Source organism: Marichromatium bheemlicum (assembly GCF_012276755.1).
Taxonomy (GTDB): Bacteria; Pseudomonadota; Gammaproteobacteria; order Chromatiales; family Chromatiaceae; genus Marichromatium; species Marichromatium bheemlicum.
This window is the reverse complement of record NZ_JAAXKX010000018.1, coordinates 46345-62494: the sequence shown is the minus strand read 5'-3', so window position 1 is coordinate 62494 and position 16150 is coordinate 46345. Positions and strand designations below refer to the sequence as shown.

Below are 16150 nucleotides of genomic sequence, written 5' to 3'. Positions count from 1 at the left end.
TGTGCGGCTGCGCCGGGGGACGCGTGGTGTATTAGCCGGCGTTCGGTTCTTGTCCCGGCGCGCCGTTCCTCAGCAGACGTATTGGGCTGCCACAAAACCTTAACCCTACCGACGGTACCGCACGAGGTAAACCGACTTCGTTAAGGGTATCAATGCCGTCTGACTGACGGCTGATCGCTGGCGACTGAAGTTTGTTAGACCGGCATCCACACTCACAATCCTTTGTGTGCTTGGCGTCTTTGCGGTTCACAATCTGGCTGGAGGCTGGTTCGCCCCGCCGCGCCGGATGGCGACGGCGGGGTGAATACGGGTGGGATCAGCGTTTGAGCTGGTTGAGGTCACGCACGGCGCCGTGGGCGGCGCTGGTGGTCAGGGCGGCGTAGGCCTGCAAGGCCTTGGAGACTTGACGTTTGCGCTCGACTGGCTGCCAAGCAGCCTCGCCGCGGGCCGTCATTGCCTGACGACGTGCGGCCAGGGTTTGTTCGTCGACAGCAAGGTTGATCTTGCGGTTGGGGATGTCGATCTCGATTCGATCCCCCTCCTCGACCAGTCCGATCAGACCGCCCTCGGCCGCCTCGGGTGAGACATGACCGATCGAGAGTCCGGAGGTGCCGCCGGAGAAACGCCCGTCGGTGATCAACGCGCACTGCTTGCCGAGCCCCTTGGACTTGAGATAGCTGGTGGGGTAGAGCATCTCTTGCATCCCCGGTCCCCCCTTGGGGCCCTCATAGCGGATCAGCACGACGTCGCCGGCCTGGATCTGGTCACCGAGGATGGCCGCGACCGCGGCATCCTGGCTCTCGAAGATCCGTGCCGGACCGGAGAAGCTGAGGATCGAGGCGTCGACACCGGCGGTCTTGACGATACAGCCGGCCTCGGCGAGGTTGCCGAAGAGTACGGCCAGCCCACCGTCCTGGCTGTAGGCGTGCTCGCGGTCGCGGATGCAGCCGGTAGCGCGATCGAGATCGAGCGTGGGCCACTGTTGCTCCTGACTGAAGGCCTGCTGGCTCGGCACACCCCCAGGGGCGGCGCGATACAGGGTCTCGGCCTCGGCGGCGGCATTGCGCTTGAGGTCCCAGTGCTCCAAGGCCGCGCCCAGGCTGGGGCTGTGCACGGTGGCGACCTCGCGATGGATCAGACCGGCACGGTCGAGTTCGCCGAGAATGCCCATGATGCCGCCGGCGCGATGCACGTTCTCCATGTGATAGCGCTGGGTCGCCGGCGCGACCTTGCACAGGTTTGGCACCTTGCGGCTGAGGCGGTCGATGTCGGCCATGGTGAAGTCGACCTCGCCCTCGTGTGCGGTTGCCAGCAGGTGCAGCACGGTGTTGGTCGAGCCGCCCATGGCGATGTCGAGGCTCATCGCGTTCTCGAAGGCGCGACGGTCGGCGATCGCGCGCGGCAGCACGCTGGCGTCGTCCTGTTCGTAGTGGCGCCGGGCCAGCTCGACGATCAAACGCCCGGCCTCCAGGAACAAGCCCTTGCGCGCGGCATGGGTGGCCACCAGCGAGCCGTTGCCCGGCAGGCTCAGACCCAGTGCCTCGGTGAGACAGTTCATCGAGTTGGCGGTGAACATCCCCGAGCAGGAGCCGCAGGTGGGACAGGCCGAGCGCTCGATCTCGGCGACCGATTCATCGCTCTCCTCGGGGTTGGCTGCGGCGACCATCGCGTCGACTAGGTCGAGACGCAGCTCGTCGCCATCGCGCAGTACCTTGCCGGCCTCCATCGGTCCACCCGAGACGAACACCGTGGGGATGTTGAGGCGCATCGCCGCCATCAGCATCCCGGGGGTGATCTTGTCGCAGTTGGAGATGCACACCATGGCATCGGCACAGTGGGCGTTGACCATGTACTCGACGGAGTCGGCGATGATGTCACGCGAGGGCAGCGAATAGAGCATGCCATCGTGACCCATGGCGATGCCGTCGTCGATGGCGATGGTGTTGAATTCCTTGGCGACGCCGCCGTTGGCCTCGATCTCACGGGCGACCAATTGGCCGAGATCTTTCAGGTGTACGTGCCCGGGGACGAATTGGGTGAAGGAGTTGACGACCGCGATGATCGGCTTCTCGAAGTCACCATCCTTCATGCCGGTGGCACGCCACAGTGCACGGGCGCCGGCCATGTTGCGGCCCTGGGTCGAGGTTCTGGAACGGTATTGGGGCATAGTGGGACAGACCTGAAGGGTTGAACTTGACACGCTTCGATTATACGCCCCTCATCACCACGGTCTGGGGCACGGGCGCATCAGCCACGGCGAGTACGAGTGGGGACGGCCTGGGTGGCCGTACGGATGGGGACGAGTGCCTGGGCGCACAACGGCGACCTGGCCAAGAGGGGAGGTACGCACGCCCTGAGAGTGTGGGGCGTGCGTGTCGTCTTACAGCGAGGCCCAGGAACTCCGACGCCGCCGCCAACGCAGGTGCGGCAGCAGCAGCCCGAGGAAGACGCCGCCGGTGACCACGCCGGCGCCGATCAGGAACCAGCGCTGATGGGTCTGATTCTTGAGGTCACGATTCTCCTGCTGCAGGTCGGCGCGCTCGCGGGTGAGCTCACTGACCTGGATGCGCAACCGGTCGCGGTCCTCGGTGATCTCGAGGATATTGGACGAGGCATGACGCACGGTTGCCAGCTCCTGTTCGAGGCGCTGCTTCTCTTGGCGCAGTGCGGCATTGTCGGCGCTCACCTGCTCGTGCTCGGCCTGCAGCTTGCTCAACTGCGCGGCCAGGGCATCGGGCTTTTGTTGCAGCTCGGCGAGCTTGGCCTCGAGTGCCGCGACACGCTCGCGCGCCGCTGGTTCGTCCTGGAGTTCGTGTGCCAGGACGTAGCCGGTGGTGCCGTCCTCGGTGCGTACCCGGGCATAGTTGGTGGCGCGGTTGACGCTCAGGACCTCGAGCGGGGTTCCGCTCGGCAGCATGCGGATGATGCGATAGCGAGTGCTCTCACCGGTGCGCAAGGTGATCTCGAGCTCGTCGGTCACGTAGCGGGTATCGGCCTGGGCGATGGCTGCCTGACCGAACAGCGCGGCCAGGAGCGTAAGGGATAGGAGCGCGATGCGTATCACGAGGCGTCCTCAACTCGGCTGGGTTGGACTCTGGTACGCGCCGGGCAGGGCCCCGGCGTTTCCGGTTGCTGGCGGTGACGACGGACGACCGACAGCGTGGACATGGGGTCAGGCCGCGGGCTTGAGCAGGAACTCGAGCAGCGCCTTCTGGGCGTGAAGCCGGTTCTCGGCCTCGTCCCAGACCACCGACTGCGGGCCGTCGATGACCGAGGCCGAGACCTCCTCGCCACGGTGCGCCGGGAGGCAGTGCATGAAGAGCGCATCCTTGGCCGCGCGCGCCATGACCGCGTCATCGACCTGGAAGGGGGCGAACAGCGCCTGGCGGTGTGCCTGTTCCTCTTCCTGACCCATGCTCGCCCAGACGTCGGTGGCGATCAGATCGGCGTCCTCAGCGGCAGCGGCGGGGTCGTGGACGATGGTGCAACGGTCGCTCGCGGCGGCATAGATGGCGCCGTCCGGGGCATAGCCCTCGGGGCAGGCGATGCGCAGTTCGAAGTCGAACAGTCGTGCGGCATTGATGAACGAATGGCACATGTTGTTGCCATCACCGATCCAGGCCACGCGCTTGCCGCGGATGTCGCCGCGATGCTCGGTGAAGGTCTGCAGGTCGGCGAGCAATTGGCAGGGGTGGAAGCGATCGGTGAGGGCGTTGATCACCGGTACCGAGGAGTAGGCGGCAAAGCGTTCTACCGTCTCCTGGTCGAAGGTGCGGATCATGATGCCGTCGACCATGCGCGAGAGCACTCGCGCGCTGTCCTCGATCGGCTCGCCGCGTCCGAGTTGGGTGTCGCGTGGAGAGAGAAAGAGGGCGTGACCGCCGAGCTGGAACATCCCGGTCTCGAACGAGACCCGGGTGCGGGTCGAGGACTTCTCGAAGATCATCCCCAGCGCCTTGCCGGCGAGGGTCCGGTGGTCCTCGCCCGCTCGCTGCATGCGTTTGAGCTCGATGGCGCGGTTAATCAGCGCCCGGGCCTCCTCGCTGCTCAGGTCGAGTAGCGAGCGGAGATGTCTGCAGTGCGGGGTGTGACCGGCATCCATGGTTTCAACTCTCCAGCGCCGTGGCGCTTCAATCGGTTTCCAGGAAACGCTTGACGAGTCGCGTCAGCGTCTCAAGCAATTGTTCGGCCTCGTCCTGCTGCAGGATCAGCGGTGGCAGCAGGCGAATGACGCGTTCGGCGGTGACATTGATCAGCAGCCCGGCCTCGAGCGCCTGGGCAACCAAGGCGCCACAGGGACGATCGAGTTCGATGCCGATCATCAGGCCACGTCCGCGGACCTCGACGACCCCGGGGACCTCGGCGAAGGCGTCGCGGAAGGCCGAGATCAGCCAGCTGCCGATCTCCTCGGCGTGCGTGCAGAGATCTTGGTCGCGGAGTGTCTCGAGCACCGCGCGCCCGGCGCGTGCTGCCAGTGGGTTACCGCCGAAGGTCGAGCCGTGACTGCCTGGGCCGAAGACCGTCGCGGCCTCGCCACGGGCCAGACAGGCGCCGATCGGCACGCCGTTGGCCAGTCCCTTGGCAAGGGTGACGACATCGGGCTGGACGCCGTCGCGCTGGTGCGCGAGCAGGTGTCCGGTGCGGCCCATGCCGGTCTGGATCTCGTCGTGGATCAGCAGCCAGCCCTCGCGGTCACAGATGGCACGCAGCCGGGCGTTGTAATCGTCGGCCGGGACGTTGATACCGCCCTCGCCCTGGATCGGTTCGACCAGGATGGCGACGATATTGGAGCGGTTGGCCGCCGCCGTCTCGATCGCCTCGATATCGTTGTAGGGGACGCGTACGAAGCCCTGGACGAGTGGCTCGAAGCCAGCCTGCACCTTACGGTTGCCGGTGGCCGAGAGGGTGGCCAGGGTGCGACCGTGGAAGCTGCCCTCGGTGACCAGGATCGCCGGGTTGTCGATGCCCTTGCGGTGAGCGTACAGCCGGGCGAGCTTGATCGCCGCCTCATTGGCCTCGGCCCCGGAGTTGCCGAAGAACACCCGCTCCATCCCGGTCTGTTCGGTGAGCAGGTCGCCGAGGCGTTGCTGTTCGAGGACGTTGTAGATGTTGGAGGTGTGGATCAGGGCCCCGGCCTGCTCGCAGATCGCGTCGCGTACCGCCGGGTGGGCATGGCCGAGCCCGCAGACGGCGATCCCGGCGAGTGCATCCAGATAGCGTCTGCCCTCGGTATCCCACAGCCAGACCCCTTCGCCTCGGGCAAAGGTGACGGGCAGACGGTTGTAGGTGGCCATCAAGGAATCGCTCATTGCGGTAGGGCCCCGCTCGGTCTCCGGTAGAAAAATGAAAAGAGGCGGTTCCTCGGTGCGGAAACCGCCTCCAAACTAAGGCGAAGTCAGTGAATATAACGCGAATGTGGTGATGGTTACAAGGAAACCACTCTGCGCGTGCGGGTGCCGCGCGCGCTTTATAACTTGTTGATGTGAATGTCGAAAATGATCGGAATGGCGGTCGGGTGCGCCCGGCGACGCCGGGCGCGGGGTGATCAGGCCGAATGGTTGGCGGCAACGAAGTCCCAGTTGACCTTCTCCCACAGGGCCGCGAGGTACTTCGGGCGGGCATTGCGGTAGTCGATGTAGTAGGCGTGCTCCCAGACGTCAACGGTCAGCAGCGGCGTCTTGCCCTCGGTCATCGGATTGGCGGCGTTGGAGGTGTTGACGATCTCCAGCGCGCCCTCGGCGTTCTTCACCAGCCAGGTCCAGCCGGAGCCGAAGTTGCCTGCGGCCGATTGCTCGAACTGCTGCTTGAAGTCATCGAAGGAACCGAAGGCCGAGGCGATCGCGTTGGCCAGTGCTCCAGTCGGCTCGCCCCCGCCGTTGGGCGAGAGGCAGTGCCAGTAGAAGGTGTGGTTCCACACCTGGGCGGCGTTGTTGAAGATGCCTCCCTCGGCGCGGGCGATAATCTCCTCGAGTGTGGCGGACTCGAACTCGGTGCCGGCGATCAGGTCGTTGAGCTTGGTGACGTAGGTCTGGTGATGCTTGCCATAGTGGTAGTCGATGGTCTCGGCCGAGATCACCGGCTCGAGCGCGTCCTTGGCATAGGGCAAGGGTGGGAGTTCGTGTGCCATCTGGGTTCTCCTCCTGGATATGCGGCTTGTCGGTGGATACGTGGCTTGCGACGGGGTACGTGCCCCGTGGTCGAGTCCTGTTTGCCCGGGGTGCGGTTGGCGGACCTGACCGCGGGCTTGGTTGTGCCTTGCGCCCCAAACTGAGGCCGTGTGGGCACTTTTGCAACGGTCGACGGCGCCATGTGACCATCGAGCCCGCGTCGGGCGGGGTGTTGCAAGGGCCAGGCTCCGGCGCCTAACTTGTGAACGATCAAGATTATGATGGAGTGAGCACGGATGTGCGGAATCTGTGGTGAGCTGCGCCTCGACGGCGCCCCGGCCGATCTCGGCGCGATCGAGACGATGATGGCATGCCTGGCTCGGCGCGGCCCCGACCATGGGGGCAGTTATAGCGACGGCGCCCTGGCCCTCGGGCACCGCCGTCTCTCCATCATCGACCTGTCGGTACGTGCCAATCAACCCATGGTCGATGCCGAGCTGGGGCTCGCGCTGGTGTTCAACGGCACTATCTACAACCACCGCGAGCTGCGTGCCGAGCTTGTCGGTCGGGGGTATCGCTTCTTCTCCGAGGGCGATGGCGAGGTCATCCTCAAGGCCTGGCATGCGTGGGGGACGGGGTGCTTCGAACGACTCCACGGCATGTTTGCCTTCGGATTGTGGGATGCGCGTGAGCAGGCGCTGGTGCTGGCGCGCGACCGCTTCGGCGTCAAGCCACTGTACTGGTCGGAGCAGGGTGGGCGGGTGCGCTTCGCCTCCAACTCGCAGGCGTTGCTCGCCGCCGGCGGGGTCGATACCACGATCGATGCGGTGGCGCTCCATCATCTCTTCACCCTGCATGCGGTGGTGCCGGCACCACGTACCATCCTGCGTGGGGTGCGCAAGGTCGAGCCGGGGCACTGGTTGCGTCTCGAGGCTGACGGCCGGCGCAGCGGTGGGGTCTATTGGCAGCTCGAGGCGACACGCCCGGCGCAGCCTCGCCGCGAGGGCGAGTGGCTGGAAGCGATCCAGGGCGAGCTGCGTCGCGCGGTGCGGGTACGCAGCGAGATCGCCGACGTGCCGGTCGGGGTGCTGCTCTCCGGCGGGCTCGACTCCAGCCTGTTGGTGGCGCTGCTCGCCGAGACCGGGGTGAGCGATCTGCGCACCTTCTCGGTCGGTTTCGAGGACACCCCGGAGGAGTCGGGCAGCGAGTTCTTCTACTCCGACCAGGTCGCGGCCCATTACGCCACCCGCCACCAGCGCTTCCAGGTGCCCAACGACCAGGTGCTCGAGCGCCTGCCCGAAGCGATCGACGCCATGGCCGAGCCGATGTTCGGCCAGGACGCAGTGGCCTTCTATCTGCTCGCCGAGCAGGTCTCGCGCGAAATCAAGGTGGTGCAGTCGGGGCAGGGCGCCGACGAGGTCTTCGGCGGCTACTTCTGGTATCCGCGGATGCAGGCCGAGGGCGCGGGCAGCCGGCTCGAGCGCTTCGCCAAGCACTATTTCGACCGCGATCACGCGGAGTACCTGCGGATGGTCGCGGCCGCCCACGGCGGCGCCGATCACACCGCCGAGCTGATCGGCCCGGCGCTCACCGCGCCCGGTGCCGATACCTTCATGGATGCGGTGCTGCGTCTCGATGTCACCACCCTGATCGTCGACGACCCGGTCAAGCGGGTCGACAACATGACCATGGCCTGGGGGCTGGAGGCGCGGGTGCCCTTCCTCGATCATCGGCTCGTCGAGCTGGCCGCGCGCTGCCCGCCCGAGCTGAAGCTGCGCGAGGGTGGCAAGTACCCGCTCAAGGCGCTGGCGCGCGGACTGCTGCCGGCATCGGTGATCGATCGCCCCAAGGGCTATTTCCCGATGCCCGCGCTCAAGTACGTGCGCGGGCCCTTCCTCGCCTTCATGCGCGAGCTGCTCGAGTCACGCGCCTGTCGCGAGCGCGGGCTCTACCGGCGCGACTACATCGAGCAGCTGCTCGCCGCCCCCGATATGCACCACACCCGCATCCAGGGCAACAAGCTGTGGCACCTCGCGGCACTCGAGCTGTGGCTGCAGCGCAATGTCGATGGCGTCGGCGCCGGTTGAAATCGGCCCGGTCGGCCCGATCCTCGTGCCAGCGACGACAGGATCAAACCCGGTACGAGGTGAGCGATGGATGTGTTGGAGCGCATCGACGAGCAGGTCAAGGGCAATGCGGTGGTGATCTACATGAAGGGGACGCCGCAGTTCCCGCAGTGTGGGTTCTCGATGCGGGCGGTACAGGCGCTCCAGGAGTGCGGGGTGCCCTTCGCCTATGTCAACGTGTTGCAGGACCCGGAGATCTTCGAGCACCTGCCGCGCTATGCCGACTGGCCGACCTTCCCGCAGCTCTACATCGACGGCGAGCTGGTCGGCGGTTGCGACATCACCCTCGAACTCCACGCCAGCGGTGAGCTCAGACCGATGGTGGAACAGGCGGCGGCGCGCGCCGAGGGCGGCGCGGCGGCGCGGTGATGCGATCAGTCGGTGGCGGGTAGGCGCTCGCCACTCTCCCAGAAACGCAGTGGATCGAACTCGCCCCAGCGGTTGACGATGGTGCAGAACAGTCGCGCCGTCTGTTTGGCGTCGTAGAGCGCCGAGTGCGCCTCGCTGTTGCTCCAGCCGAGCCCGGCGGCACGCGCGGCGTTGGCAAGCACGGTCTGGCCGAACATCAGCCCGCTGAGACTGACGGTGTCGAAGACGCTGAAGGCGTGGAAGGGGTTGCGCTTGAACTCGGTGCGGTCGACTGCGGCCTTGATGAAACCGAGGTCGAAGTGGGCGTTGTGTCCGACGAGGATGGCGCGGGTGCAACCACTGTTCTTGACCGCCTTGCGGATCGGTGCGAGGACGCGCCCGAGCGCCTCGTGCTCGGGGACGGCATCGCGCAACGGGTGGTCCGGATCGATGCCGTTGAAGGCCAATGCCCTTGGGTCGAGCTCGGCGCCGACGAAGGGCAACACATTGCAATGGATCGCGGGGGCGGGTTCGAGCCGGCCGTCGGGTGCCATGCGAATGACCACCGCGGCGATCTCGAGCAGGGCGTGGCGCTGGGCGTCGAAGCCCGCGGTCTCGACGTCGACGACCACCGGGAGGAAGCCGCGAAAGCGTTGGGCGATGCCGTCTGGGATCTGTTCTTCACCGTTCATCGCGACAGCATAAGTGGTTTGCGTGGTAACGCCAATGGTGCCGAGGTGTCTGCCGCCGGTGGTGCGAGGCTGTGGTAGGATCGCGACTCTTGCGTTGATCAGGTGAAGGACGTCGAGATGGACACACGCGGGTTGAAATGGCTTGGGATGTTCGGTGCGGCGCTGCTGCTGGCCGGCTGCGCCTCCGGCGCGGCGCGCGTGAGCGATCCCCGTGACCCGCTCGAGCCTTACAACCGAGCCGTCTATCGCTTCAACACCGACTTCGACAAGGCCTTCGTGCAGCCCGTCTCTCGGGCCTACCGCAAGGTCACCCCGGAGCCGGTCGATCGAGGGGTCAGCAACTTCTTCGCCAATATCAACGACATGACCTCGGCAGTCAACAACGTACTGCAGTTCAAGATGTCGCGCGCCGGCAGCGATGTCGGGCGGGTGTTCATCAACTCCACCGTCGGTGTCCTCGGGGTGTTCGACGTCGCCACCAACGTCGGGTTGCCGAGCTACAAGGAGGACTTCGGCCAGACGCTCGGCTACTGGGGGCTCGAACCCGGCGCCTACTTCATGCTGCCATTCGTGGGGCCGAGCAGTATCCGCGATACCTTCGGGTTCGCCGGCGATGTCGTCCTCGATCCCTTCTTCAGCATCCAGAAGAGCCACATCTACTGGGGGGCCGTGGTGGTCCGCGCAGTCGACCAGCGTGCCGATCTCCTCGATGCCAGCGACCTACTCGAAGAGGCTGCACTCGACCCCTACAGCTTCCTGCGCGAGACCTATCTGCAGCGGCGCGAGAGCCTGGTCCACGATGGCAATCCGCCGCGTGGGGATGGCGACGATTTCTGGGACGAGATCGACTTCGACGACCCCGCCGAGATCTGAGCCCATTGCCCGGCGCCCTCGGTCGGGGCGCCGGGACCTTCCCCGGACGGTCGGCTCAGGCCGTCTCGAGCCGCCAGCCCAGGGTCTCGCCGGCGCGCAGCGGTACCACGCAATCCTCACCAAAGGCGTAGTGCGCCGGGACCTGCCAGGGCGTGCGGGTCAGCCGGATCCGTTCCTGGTTGCGCGGCAGCCCGTAGAAGTCGGCGCCGTGATGGCTGGCGAAGCCCTCGAGTCGATCCAGCGCGCCGACCTCGTCGAACACCTCTGCATAAAGTTCCAGTGCCGCGTGGGCGCTGTAGGCGCCGGCACAACCGCAGTCGCTGAGCTTGGCCGCGCGCGGGTGCGGGGCGCTGTCGGTGCCGAGGAAGAAGCGGGGATGACCGCTGGTGGCCGCCTCGACCAGTGCCTGACGATGGCGCTCGTGCTTGAGTACCGGCAGGCAGTAGAGGTGCGGGCGGATGCCGCCGGCGAGCAGGGCGTTGCGGTTGTAGCGCAGGTGGTGCGGGGTGATGGTGGCTCCCAGGGTCGCCGGCCCCTCGCGCACGAAGGCCACGCCATCGGCAGTGGTGACGTGTTCGAAGACGATCTTGAGACCGGGGAAGTCCTCCACCAGCCGGGTCAGTCGGGTCTCGATGAAGCGCTGCTCGCGCTCGAAGATGTCGACCTCGGGGTCGGTGACCTCACAGTGCACCAGCAGCGGCATGGCGTGGCGCTGCATCGCCTCGAGCACCGGGGCGATGGCGGCGATGTCGGTGACGCCGCTGTCGGAGTTGGTGGTGGCGCCGGCCGGATAGAGCTTGCAGGCGGCCACCGCGCCGCTAGCGCGTGCCTTGTCGATCTCCTCGGGCCGGGTGCGGTCGGTGAGATAGAGCGTCATCAGCGGCTCGAAGCGGCTCCCCGGGGGCAGCGCGGCACGGATGCGCTCACGGTAGGCGAGCGCCAGGGCGGTGTCGGTCACCGGCGGCTTGAGGTTGGGCATGATGATGGCGCGCGCGAACCGGTGCGCGCTGTGCCCCACCACGTCGGCCATCGCCGCGCCGTCGCGCAGGTGCAGGTGCCAGTCGTCGGGCCGGGTGATCTCGATGGTCTCGGTCATAGTGCTCAGCCCACCTGTGGGCCGGCGGCGAGGATCGCGGCATCGACCTCGTCGGCGAACTTGGTGAAGTTGTCGTGGAACATCCCGGCGAGCTTGCGTGCCTGGGCGTCGTAGGCGGCCGGGTCGGACCAGGTGGCGCGCGGATCGAGGATCTCGTCCGGCACCCCGGGGCAGGTCTCGGGGATGTTGAGCCCGAAGATCGGGTCGGGGCGGGTGGCTACGCCCTCGAGCTTGCGATCGAGCACCGCGTGCACCATGGCGCGGGTGTGGGGGATGGCGACGCGCTTGCCGACGCCATAGGCGCCGCCGCTCCAGCCGGTGTTGATCAGCCAGACCTGGGTGCCGTGCTCGGCCAGGCGCTTGCCGAGCAGGTCGGCGTAGCGCTGCGGGTGCTGCGGCATGAAAGGCGCGCCATAGCAGGCGCTGAACACGGGCGAGGGTTCGGTGACCCCGGTCTCGGTGCCGGCTACGCGCGCGGTGTAACCGGAGATGAAGTGATACATCGCCTGTTCCGGGGTCAGCCGCGAGATCGGGGGCAGCACGCCGAAGGCGTCGCAGGTGAGAAACAGGATGGCGTCGGGGTGCCCGCCCATGCCGGTCTCGCTGGCGTTGGGGATGGCGCTGATGTGATAGGCGCCGCGGGTGTTCTCGGTCAGCGAGTCGTCGTCGAGGTCGAGACGGCGCGTCTCCATGTCCATGGTGACGTTCTCGAGCACGGTGCCGAAGCGGCGCGTGGTGGCATGGATCTCGGGCTCGGCCTCGGCCGAGAGATGGATCATCTTGGCGTAGCAGCCACCCTCGAAATTGAATACCCCGTTATCGCTCCAGCCGTGTTCGTCGTCGCCGATCAGGGTGCGTGAGGCGTCGGCCGAGAGGGTGGTCTTACCGGTGCCGCTGAGCCCGAAGAAGAGCGCGGTGCGACCGTCCTCGCCGATGTTGGCCGAGCAGTGCATCGGTAGCACACCACGACCGGGCATCAGGTGATTCATCACCGTGAACAGCGACTTCTTGATCTCGCCGGCGTAGCTGGTGCCGCCGATCAGCACCAGTCGCTTGTCGAAGTTGACCAGGATGCAGGTCTCGCTACGAGTCTTGTCGAGGCCGGGGATGGCGTGGAAGTGCGGTGCGGCGATGACGGTGAACTCGGGTGCGAAGTGCTCGAGTTCATCGGCTTGGGGCTGGATGAAGAGGTTGCGCGCGAACAGGCTGTGCCAGGCCTTCTCGGTGATGATGCGCGCCGGCAGGCGGTATTTGGGGTCGGCGCCGACGAAGCAGTCCTGGACATAGACGTCCTTCATCTGCAGGTAGGAGGCGAGACGATGATGGACCAGGTCGAAGTGCGCCGCATCGATCGGGCGATTGACCTCACCCCACCAGATCGCCTCGCGGTTGTTCGGCTCGTCGACGATGAACTTGTCGTCGGCCGAGCGGCCGGTGTGGTGCCCGGTGCGCACCACCAGCGGTCCCATGTGGGCGACCTGACCCTCGTAGCGCGCCAGCGCCTGCTCGTAGAGCTCCGCGGTGGGGAGGTTCCAGTGGACGGCGTTGAGGTTGTAGAGGCCGTGTTGTTCGAGCGGGTGGTCGCTGTTGGGACGTCCGGAAACGCGCATTGCTGGCTCCAATCTGGGGTTGTCGAGACGAGGGCAGGCTGGACAAGTGCACGGAGCTTGTCGCAGCGGGAATCGATAGCGTGGAGCCTACACCAAATCGACCCCGCTGCGGACGCTCGGGCGGCGTCGCGACGCCTTCGGTTGCGGCGGATCAGCCCGTGCGCCGGGGACTCAGGAGCCGTTAGCACGGGGGGCCGTGCCCGTGCTGGTGGCGCTGCCGCCTTGTCTCTTGCCGCTGCTGCGACAGTGCCCGGAGACCTTGACCCCGTCCTTGCGGGTATAGGGGTCGACCCAGTGACAGTCGGATTTGCGCTCGCAGGCGCCTTTGTCGAGCCCCTTGCAGGCCGAGGCGGCGGTGGCGATCGGGGTGGTACCCAGCATGAGTGCAGCGGTGGCGATGGACAGCGCGAGACGCGGGTTGATGCGCATGCTTCCCTCCGGTGGTGTCGGTTCGAGAGATGTCCCGTATTACACGTAGCGTGAAGAAAGCTAGGCAGCGCTCAGCCGCTTTGCAAGTCGTCGGCGCCGGCCAGCGCCAGGTAGCGTCGATGGAGCCGGTCGACCTGGGCAGCGAGCGCGGCCTGATCGCCGCTGTTGTCGATCAGATCGTCGGCGCGGGCACGACGCTCGGCGCGAGGGATCTGCGCGGCAATGATGCGCCCGATCTCGGCCGTGCTCAGACCACTGCGTACCCGCACCCGCTCGATCTGCGCCGTCTCCGGGACATCGACCACCAGCACCCGGTCGGCGAGGCGTTGCTGCCCGGTCTCGAACAGGAGCGGGATGACTAGTACCGCATAGGGTGTGCACAACGCGGCGCGCTCGGCGCACATCCGTGCCTCGATCCGGGGGTGAAGGATGGCCTCGAGACGCTGGCGGGCGGCGGTGTCGGCGAAGACCCGGGCACGCATCGTGGCGCGATCGAGCGAGCCGTCGTCGGCGATTACCTCAGGACCGAAGGCCGCGGCGATCTCCGACAGGGTCTCGGCGTCGTGACGGGTGAGGGCGTGGGAGATGCAGTCGGCATCGACCACGCCGGCGCCGAGGTGTTCGAGCTGCTTGGCCACGGTGCTCTTGCCGCTGCCGATGCCGCCGGTGAGGGCAATGGTCAGCATGGCGCTCACCCCAGTCCGCTGAGGCGCAGATAGGCGCCGGTGATCTGCTCGCCCCACAGCAGCGCGATCCAGCCGGCGATGGCGAGGAAGGGGCCGAAGGGGAGCGGGGTGTCGCGCCCCTGACGACGTAGTGCGATCAGCGCACCACCGACCAGGCTGCCGGAGAGCGCCGAGAGCAGTATCACCAGCGGCAGCGCCTGCCAGCCGAGCCAGGCCCCGAACAGGGCTAGCAGCTTGAAGTCGCCATAGCCCATGCCCTCCTTGCCGGTGAGTAGCCGAAAGGCGTGATAAAGGCCCCACAGCAGCAGATAGCCGGCGGCCGCACCGATGATCGCCGCGTGGGCGTCGGTGAATAGCCCGAACAGGCTGAGGATCAGCCCCAGCCACAGCAGTGGCAGGGTGATGCGGTCGGGGAGCAGTTGAGTGTCGAGGTCGATCACCGCCAGGGCGATCAGCCCCCAGGTCAGCGCCAGCGCGGCGAGCAGCTGGGCGCTGGCGCCGAAGTGCAGCGCCACGACGAGACTGAGCAGCGCGGTGAGCAGCTCGACGGCCGGATAGCGCCAGCCGATCGGTGTCTGGCAGGCGCTACAGCGACCGCGGAGCAGCAAGAAGCTCAGTACCGGGATGTTCTCGTGGGCACGGATGCGGTGACCGCAGTGTGGGCAGGTTGAGGGTGGGTGCGCCAGCCCCGGCGGTGGCGCCTCGTCACCGGCCTTGCCGGCGAGTTCAGCGCACTGTGCGTGCCACTCGTATTCGAGGATGCGCGGTAGACGCAGGATGACGACGTTGAGAAAGCTGCCGAGGATCAATCCGAGCAGCGTGACGGTGATATAGAGCAGCAGCGGATAGTGCTGGAATGGCTCGAGCCAGGGCATGGGCGAGTCCTTGCTGGGGCGGGTCGGGGAGGGTGGCGGCGCCTGGGCGCCGCCGCGGCGTCAGACGACGGAGGCGAGCTTGAAGATCGGCAGGTACATGGCGACCACCAGGCTGCCGACCAGGCCGCCGATGATCACCATGATCATCGGTTCGAGCAGGCTGCTGAGGCTGTCGACGGCGTTGTCGACCTGCTCCTCGTAGAAGTCGGCGACCTTGGCGAGCATGCTGTCGAGTGCGCCCGACTCCTCGCCGATCGAGGTCATCTGAATCACCATGTGGGGGAAGAGGTCGCGCTGGCGCATCGCCAGTTGCAACGACTGACCGGTGGCGACCTCCTCGCGCATCTTCAGTACCGCGTCCTGGTAGACGATGTTGCCGGTGGCCCCCGAGACCGATTCGAGTGCGTCGACCAGCGGTACACCGGCGGCGAACATGGTCGAGAGGGTGCGGGCGAAGCGGGCCAACGCCGCCTTGTTGAGGATCGAGCCGATCACCGGGATGCGCAGCACCATCCGGTCGAGCGCCTCGCGCAGTCCGCGGCTGCGCTTGTAGGTGGCGACGAAGCCGTAACCGGCGCCGCCGAGGGCGAGGAACACCGCCCACCACCACTGGCGCAGCAGGTCGGAGAGGTTGATCACCATCAGGGTGAAGGCCGGCAGGTCGGCACCGAAGCTCGAGAACAGGTCCTTGAACTGGGGGATGACGAACAGCAGGATCACCACGGTGACGACGATCGCCACCAGGATCACCGCCGCAGGGTAGAACATCGCCTTCTTGATCTTGCCCTTGATCGACTCGGTCTTCTCCTTGTAGGTGGCGATCTTGTCGAGCAGCACGTCGAGTACACCGGCCTGCTCGCCGGCTGAGACCAGGTTGCACACCAGGTCGTCGAAATAGAGCGGGTGTTTGCCGAGCGCCAGGGCCATGGTGGTGCCGCTCTCGATGTCCTGCTTGATGGTCAGGATCAGGTCCTGCATCGAGGGGTTGTCATGGCCTCGACCGACGATGTCGAAGGCCTGCACCAGGGGCACGCCTGCGGCCATCATGGTGGCGAGCTGGCGGGTGAAGACGGCGATGTCGGCGCTGCTGATCTTCTTCTTGCGGGTGCCGAACAGGGGTTGCGGCTTCTTGCGGACCTTGGTCGGACTGACCCCTTGGCGGCGCAATTCGGCACGCACCAGGTTCATCGTGGCGGCGCGACTCTCGCCCTTGAGGCGTGCGCCCTTGCGGTCGACCCCTTCCCACAGGAAGACGGTGGCCTTTTCCTGCTGGGTCTTCGGTTTCTGTTTCGCTGCCAGCGCCATGGG

15 protein-coding genes are annotated in these 16150 nt (G+C 66.6%); 3 read left to right on the top strand and 12 right to left on the bottom strand.

What is annotated here, in order from left to right; translation table 11 throughout:
• Window positions 1–316: 316 nt before the first annotated feature.
• The 5 genes from ilvD to HF203_RS12430 all read right to left on the bottom strand — a co-directional run bounded on the left by ilvD (window position 317) and on the right by HF203_RS12430 (window position 6127).
• Complete coding sequence (gene ilvD / locus HF203_RS12450; protein ID WP_168670189.1) at window positions 317–2167, bottom strand: dihydroxy-acid dehydratase; 1851 nt, start codon at window positions 2165–2167, stop codon at window positions 317–319.
• Window positions 2168–2380: 213 nt separating this feature from the next.
• The gene (locus tag HF203_RS12445) at window positions 2381–3064 is read right to left on the bottom strand and encodes a TIGR04211 family SH3 domain-containing protein (RefSeq protein ID WP_168670186.1); all 684 of its coding nucleotides are present in this window, start codon (window positions 3062–3064) and stop codon (window positions 2381–2383) included.
• A 108-nt stretch (window positions 3065–3172) separates the two neighbouring features.
• Window positions 3173–4102, bottom strand: coding sequence for an ornithine carbamoyltransferase (argF, locus tag HF203_RS12440; RefSeq protein ID WP_168670184.1), 930 nt, complete (start codon window positions 4100–4102; stop codon window positions 3173–3175).
• Window positions 4103–4130: 28 nt separating this feature from the next.
• Entirely contained in the window at window positions 4131–5309 is a 1179-nt protein-coding gene (locus HF203_RS12435) for an aspartate aminotransferase family protein (protein ID WP_168670182.1), read from the bottom strand.
• A gap of 236 nt (window positions 5310–5545) precedes the next feature.
• On the bottom strand, window positions 5546–6127 hold the full coding sequence (locus HF203_RS12430; RefSeq protein ID WP_168670180.1) for a superoxide dismutase: 582 nt from the start codon (window positions 6125–6127) through the stop codon (window positions 5546–5548).
• Window positions 6128–6403: 276 nt separating this feature from the next.
• On the opposite strand from HF203_RS12430, the gene HF203_RS12425 reads away from it, so the two are divergent.
• Window positions 6404–8194, top strand: coding sequence for an N-acetylglutaminylglutamine amidotransferase (locus HF203_RS12425; protein ID WP_168670178.1), 1791 nt, complete (start codon window positions 6404–6406; stop codon window positions 8192–8194).
• Between the two features lie 66 nt (window positions 8195–8260).
• A complete protein-coding gene (gene grxD / locus HF203_RS12420) occupies window positions 8261–8602 on the top strand; it encodes a Grx4 family monothiol glutaredoxin (RefSeq protein WP_168670176.1) in 342 nt (113 codons plus the stop codon).
• Between the two features lie 5 nt (window positions 8603–8607).
• On the opposite strand, the gene rnt is transcribed toward grxD, so the two are convergent.
• On the bottom strand, window positions 8608–9273 hold the full coding sequence (rnt, locus tag HF203_RS12415) for a ribonuclease T (protein WP_168670174.1): 666 nt from the start codon (window positions 9271–9273) through the stop codon (window positions 8608–8610).
• Between the two features lie 117 nt (window positions 9274–9390).
• Here rnt and HF203_RS12410 point away from each other — a divergent pair, with 117 nt between their 5' ends.
• Window positions 9391–10146 carry an MlaA family lipoprotein gene (locus HF203_RS12410; RefSeq protein ID WP_168670172.1) on the top strand — a complete coding sequence of 252 codons (756 nt, stop codon included), beginning with the start codon at window positions 9391–9393 and terminating at the stop codon, window positions 10144–10146.
• Window positions 10147–10201: 55 nt separating this feature from the next.
• On the opposite strand, the gene pyrC is transcribed toward HF203_RS12410, so the two are convergent.
• From pyrC to HF203_RS12380, 6 genes are all read right to left on the bottom strand, one after another.
• Window positions 10202–11242 carry a dihydroorotase gene (pyrC, locus tag HF203_RS12405; RefSeq protein ID WP_168670170.1) on the bottom strand — a complete coding sequence of 347 codons (1041 nt, stop codon included), beginning with the start codon at window positions 11240–11242 and terminating at the stop codon, window positions 10202–10204.
• Between the two features lie 5 nt (window positions 11243–11247).
• Window positions 11248–12852, bottom strand: coding sequence for a phosphoenolpyruvate carboxykinase (locus HF203_RS12400; protein ID WP_168670168.1), 1605 nt, complete (start codon window positions 12850–12852; stop codon window positions 11248–11250).
• A gap of 171 nt (window positions 12853–13023) precedes the next feature.
• Entirely contained in the window at window positions 13024–13281 is a 258-nt protein-coding gene (locus HF203_RS12395) for a hypothetical protein (protein ID WP_168670166.1), read from the bottom strand.
• Between the two features lie 71 nt (window positions 13282–13352).
• Window positions 13353–13967, bottom strand: coding sequence for a dephospho-CoA kinase (gene coaE / locus HF203_RS12390; RefSeq protein ID WP_168670164.1), 615 nt, complete (start codon window positions 13965–13967; stop codon window positions 13353–13355).
• A gap of 5 nt (window positions 13968–13972) precedes the next feature.
• Window positions 13973–14842, bottom strand: coding sequence for a prepilin peptidase (locus HF203_RS12385; protein ID WP_168670162.1), 870 nt, complete (start codon window positions 14840–14842; stop codon window positions 13973–13975).
• 60 nt (window positions 14843–14902) lie between these two features.
• Complete coding sequence (locus HF203_RS12380) at window positions 14903–16147, bottom strand: type II secretion system F family protein (RefSeq protein ID WP_168670160.1); 1245 nt, start codon at window positions 16145–16147, stop codon at window positions 14903–14905.
• Window positions 16148–16150 lie beyond the last annotated feature (3 nt).

Excerpts from the sequence above, each read along its gene's own strand:
- ilvD (WP_168670189.1), bottom strand. The coding sequence starts at position 2,167 with ATGCCCCAATACCGTTCCAGAACCTCGACCCAGGGCCGCAACATGGCC.
- argF (WP_168670184.1), bottom strand. The coding sequence starts at position 4,102 with ATGGATGCCGGTCACACCCCGCACTGCAGACATCTCCGCTCGCTACTC.
- HF203_RS12435 (WP_168670182.1), bottom strand. The coding sequence starts at position 5,309 with ATGAGCGATTCCTTGATGGCCACCTACAACCGTCTGCCCGTCACCTTT.
- HF203_RS12430 (WP_168670180.1), bottom strand. The coding sequence starts at position 6,127 with ATGGCACACGAACTCCCACCCTTGCCCTATGCCAAGGACGCGCTCGAG.
- HF203_RS12425 (WP_168670178.1), top strand. The coding sequence starts at position 6,404 with ATGTGCGGAATCTGTGGTGAGCTGCGCCTCGACGGCGCCCCGGCCGAT.
- grxD (WP_168670176.1), top strand. The coding sequence starts at position 8,261 with ATGGATGTGTTGGAGCGCATCGACGAGCAGGTCAAGGGCAATGCGGTG.
- rnt (WP_168670174.1), bottom strand. The coding sequence starts at position 9,273 with ATGAACGGTGAAGAACAGATCCCAGACGGCATCGCCCAACGCTTTCGC.
- HF203_RS12410 (WP_168670172.1), top strand. The coding sequence starts at position 9,391 with ATGGACACACGCGGGTTGAAATGGCTTGGGATGTTCGGTGCGGCGCTG.
- pyrC (WP_168670170.1), bottom strand. The coding sequence starts at position 11,242 with ATGACCGAGACCATCGAGATCACCCGGCCCGACGACTGGCACCTGCAC.
- HF203_RS12400 (WP_168670168.1), bottom strand. The coding sequence starts at position 12,852 with ATGCGCGTTTCCGGACGTCCCAACAGCGACCACCCGCTCGAACAACAC.
- HF203_RS12395 (WP_168670166.1), bottom strand. The coding sequence starts at position 13,281 with ATGCGCATCAACCCGCGTCTCGCGCTGTCCATCGCCACCGCTGCACTC.
- coaE (WP_168670164.1), bottom strand. The coding sequence starts at position 13,967 with ATGCTGACCATTGCCCTCACCGGCGGCATCGGCAGCGGCAAGAGCACC.
- HF203_RS12385 (WP_168670162.1), bottom strand. The coding sequence starts at position 14,842 with ATGCCCTGGCTCGAGCCATTCCAGCACTATCCGCTGCTGCTCTATATC.
- HF203_RS12380 (WP_168670160.1), bottom strand. The coding sequence starts at position 16,147 with ATGGCGCTGGCAGCGAAACAGAAACCGAAGACCCAGCAGGAAAAGGCC.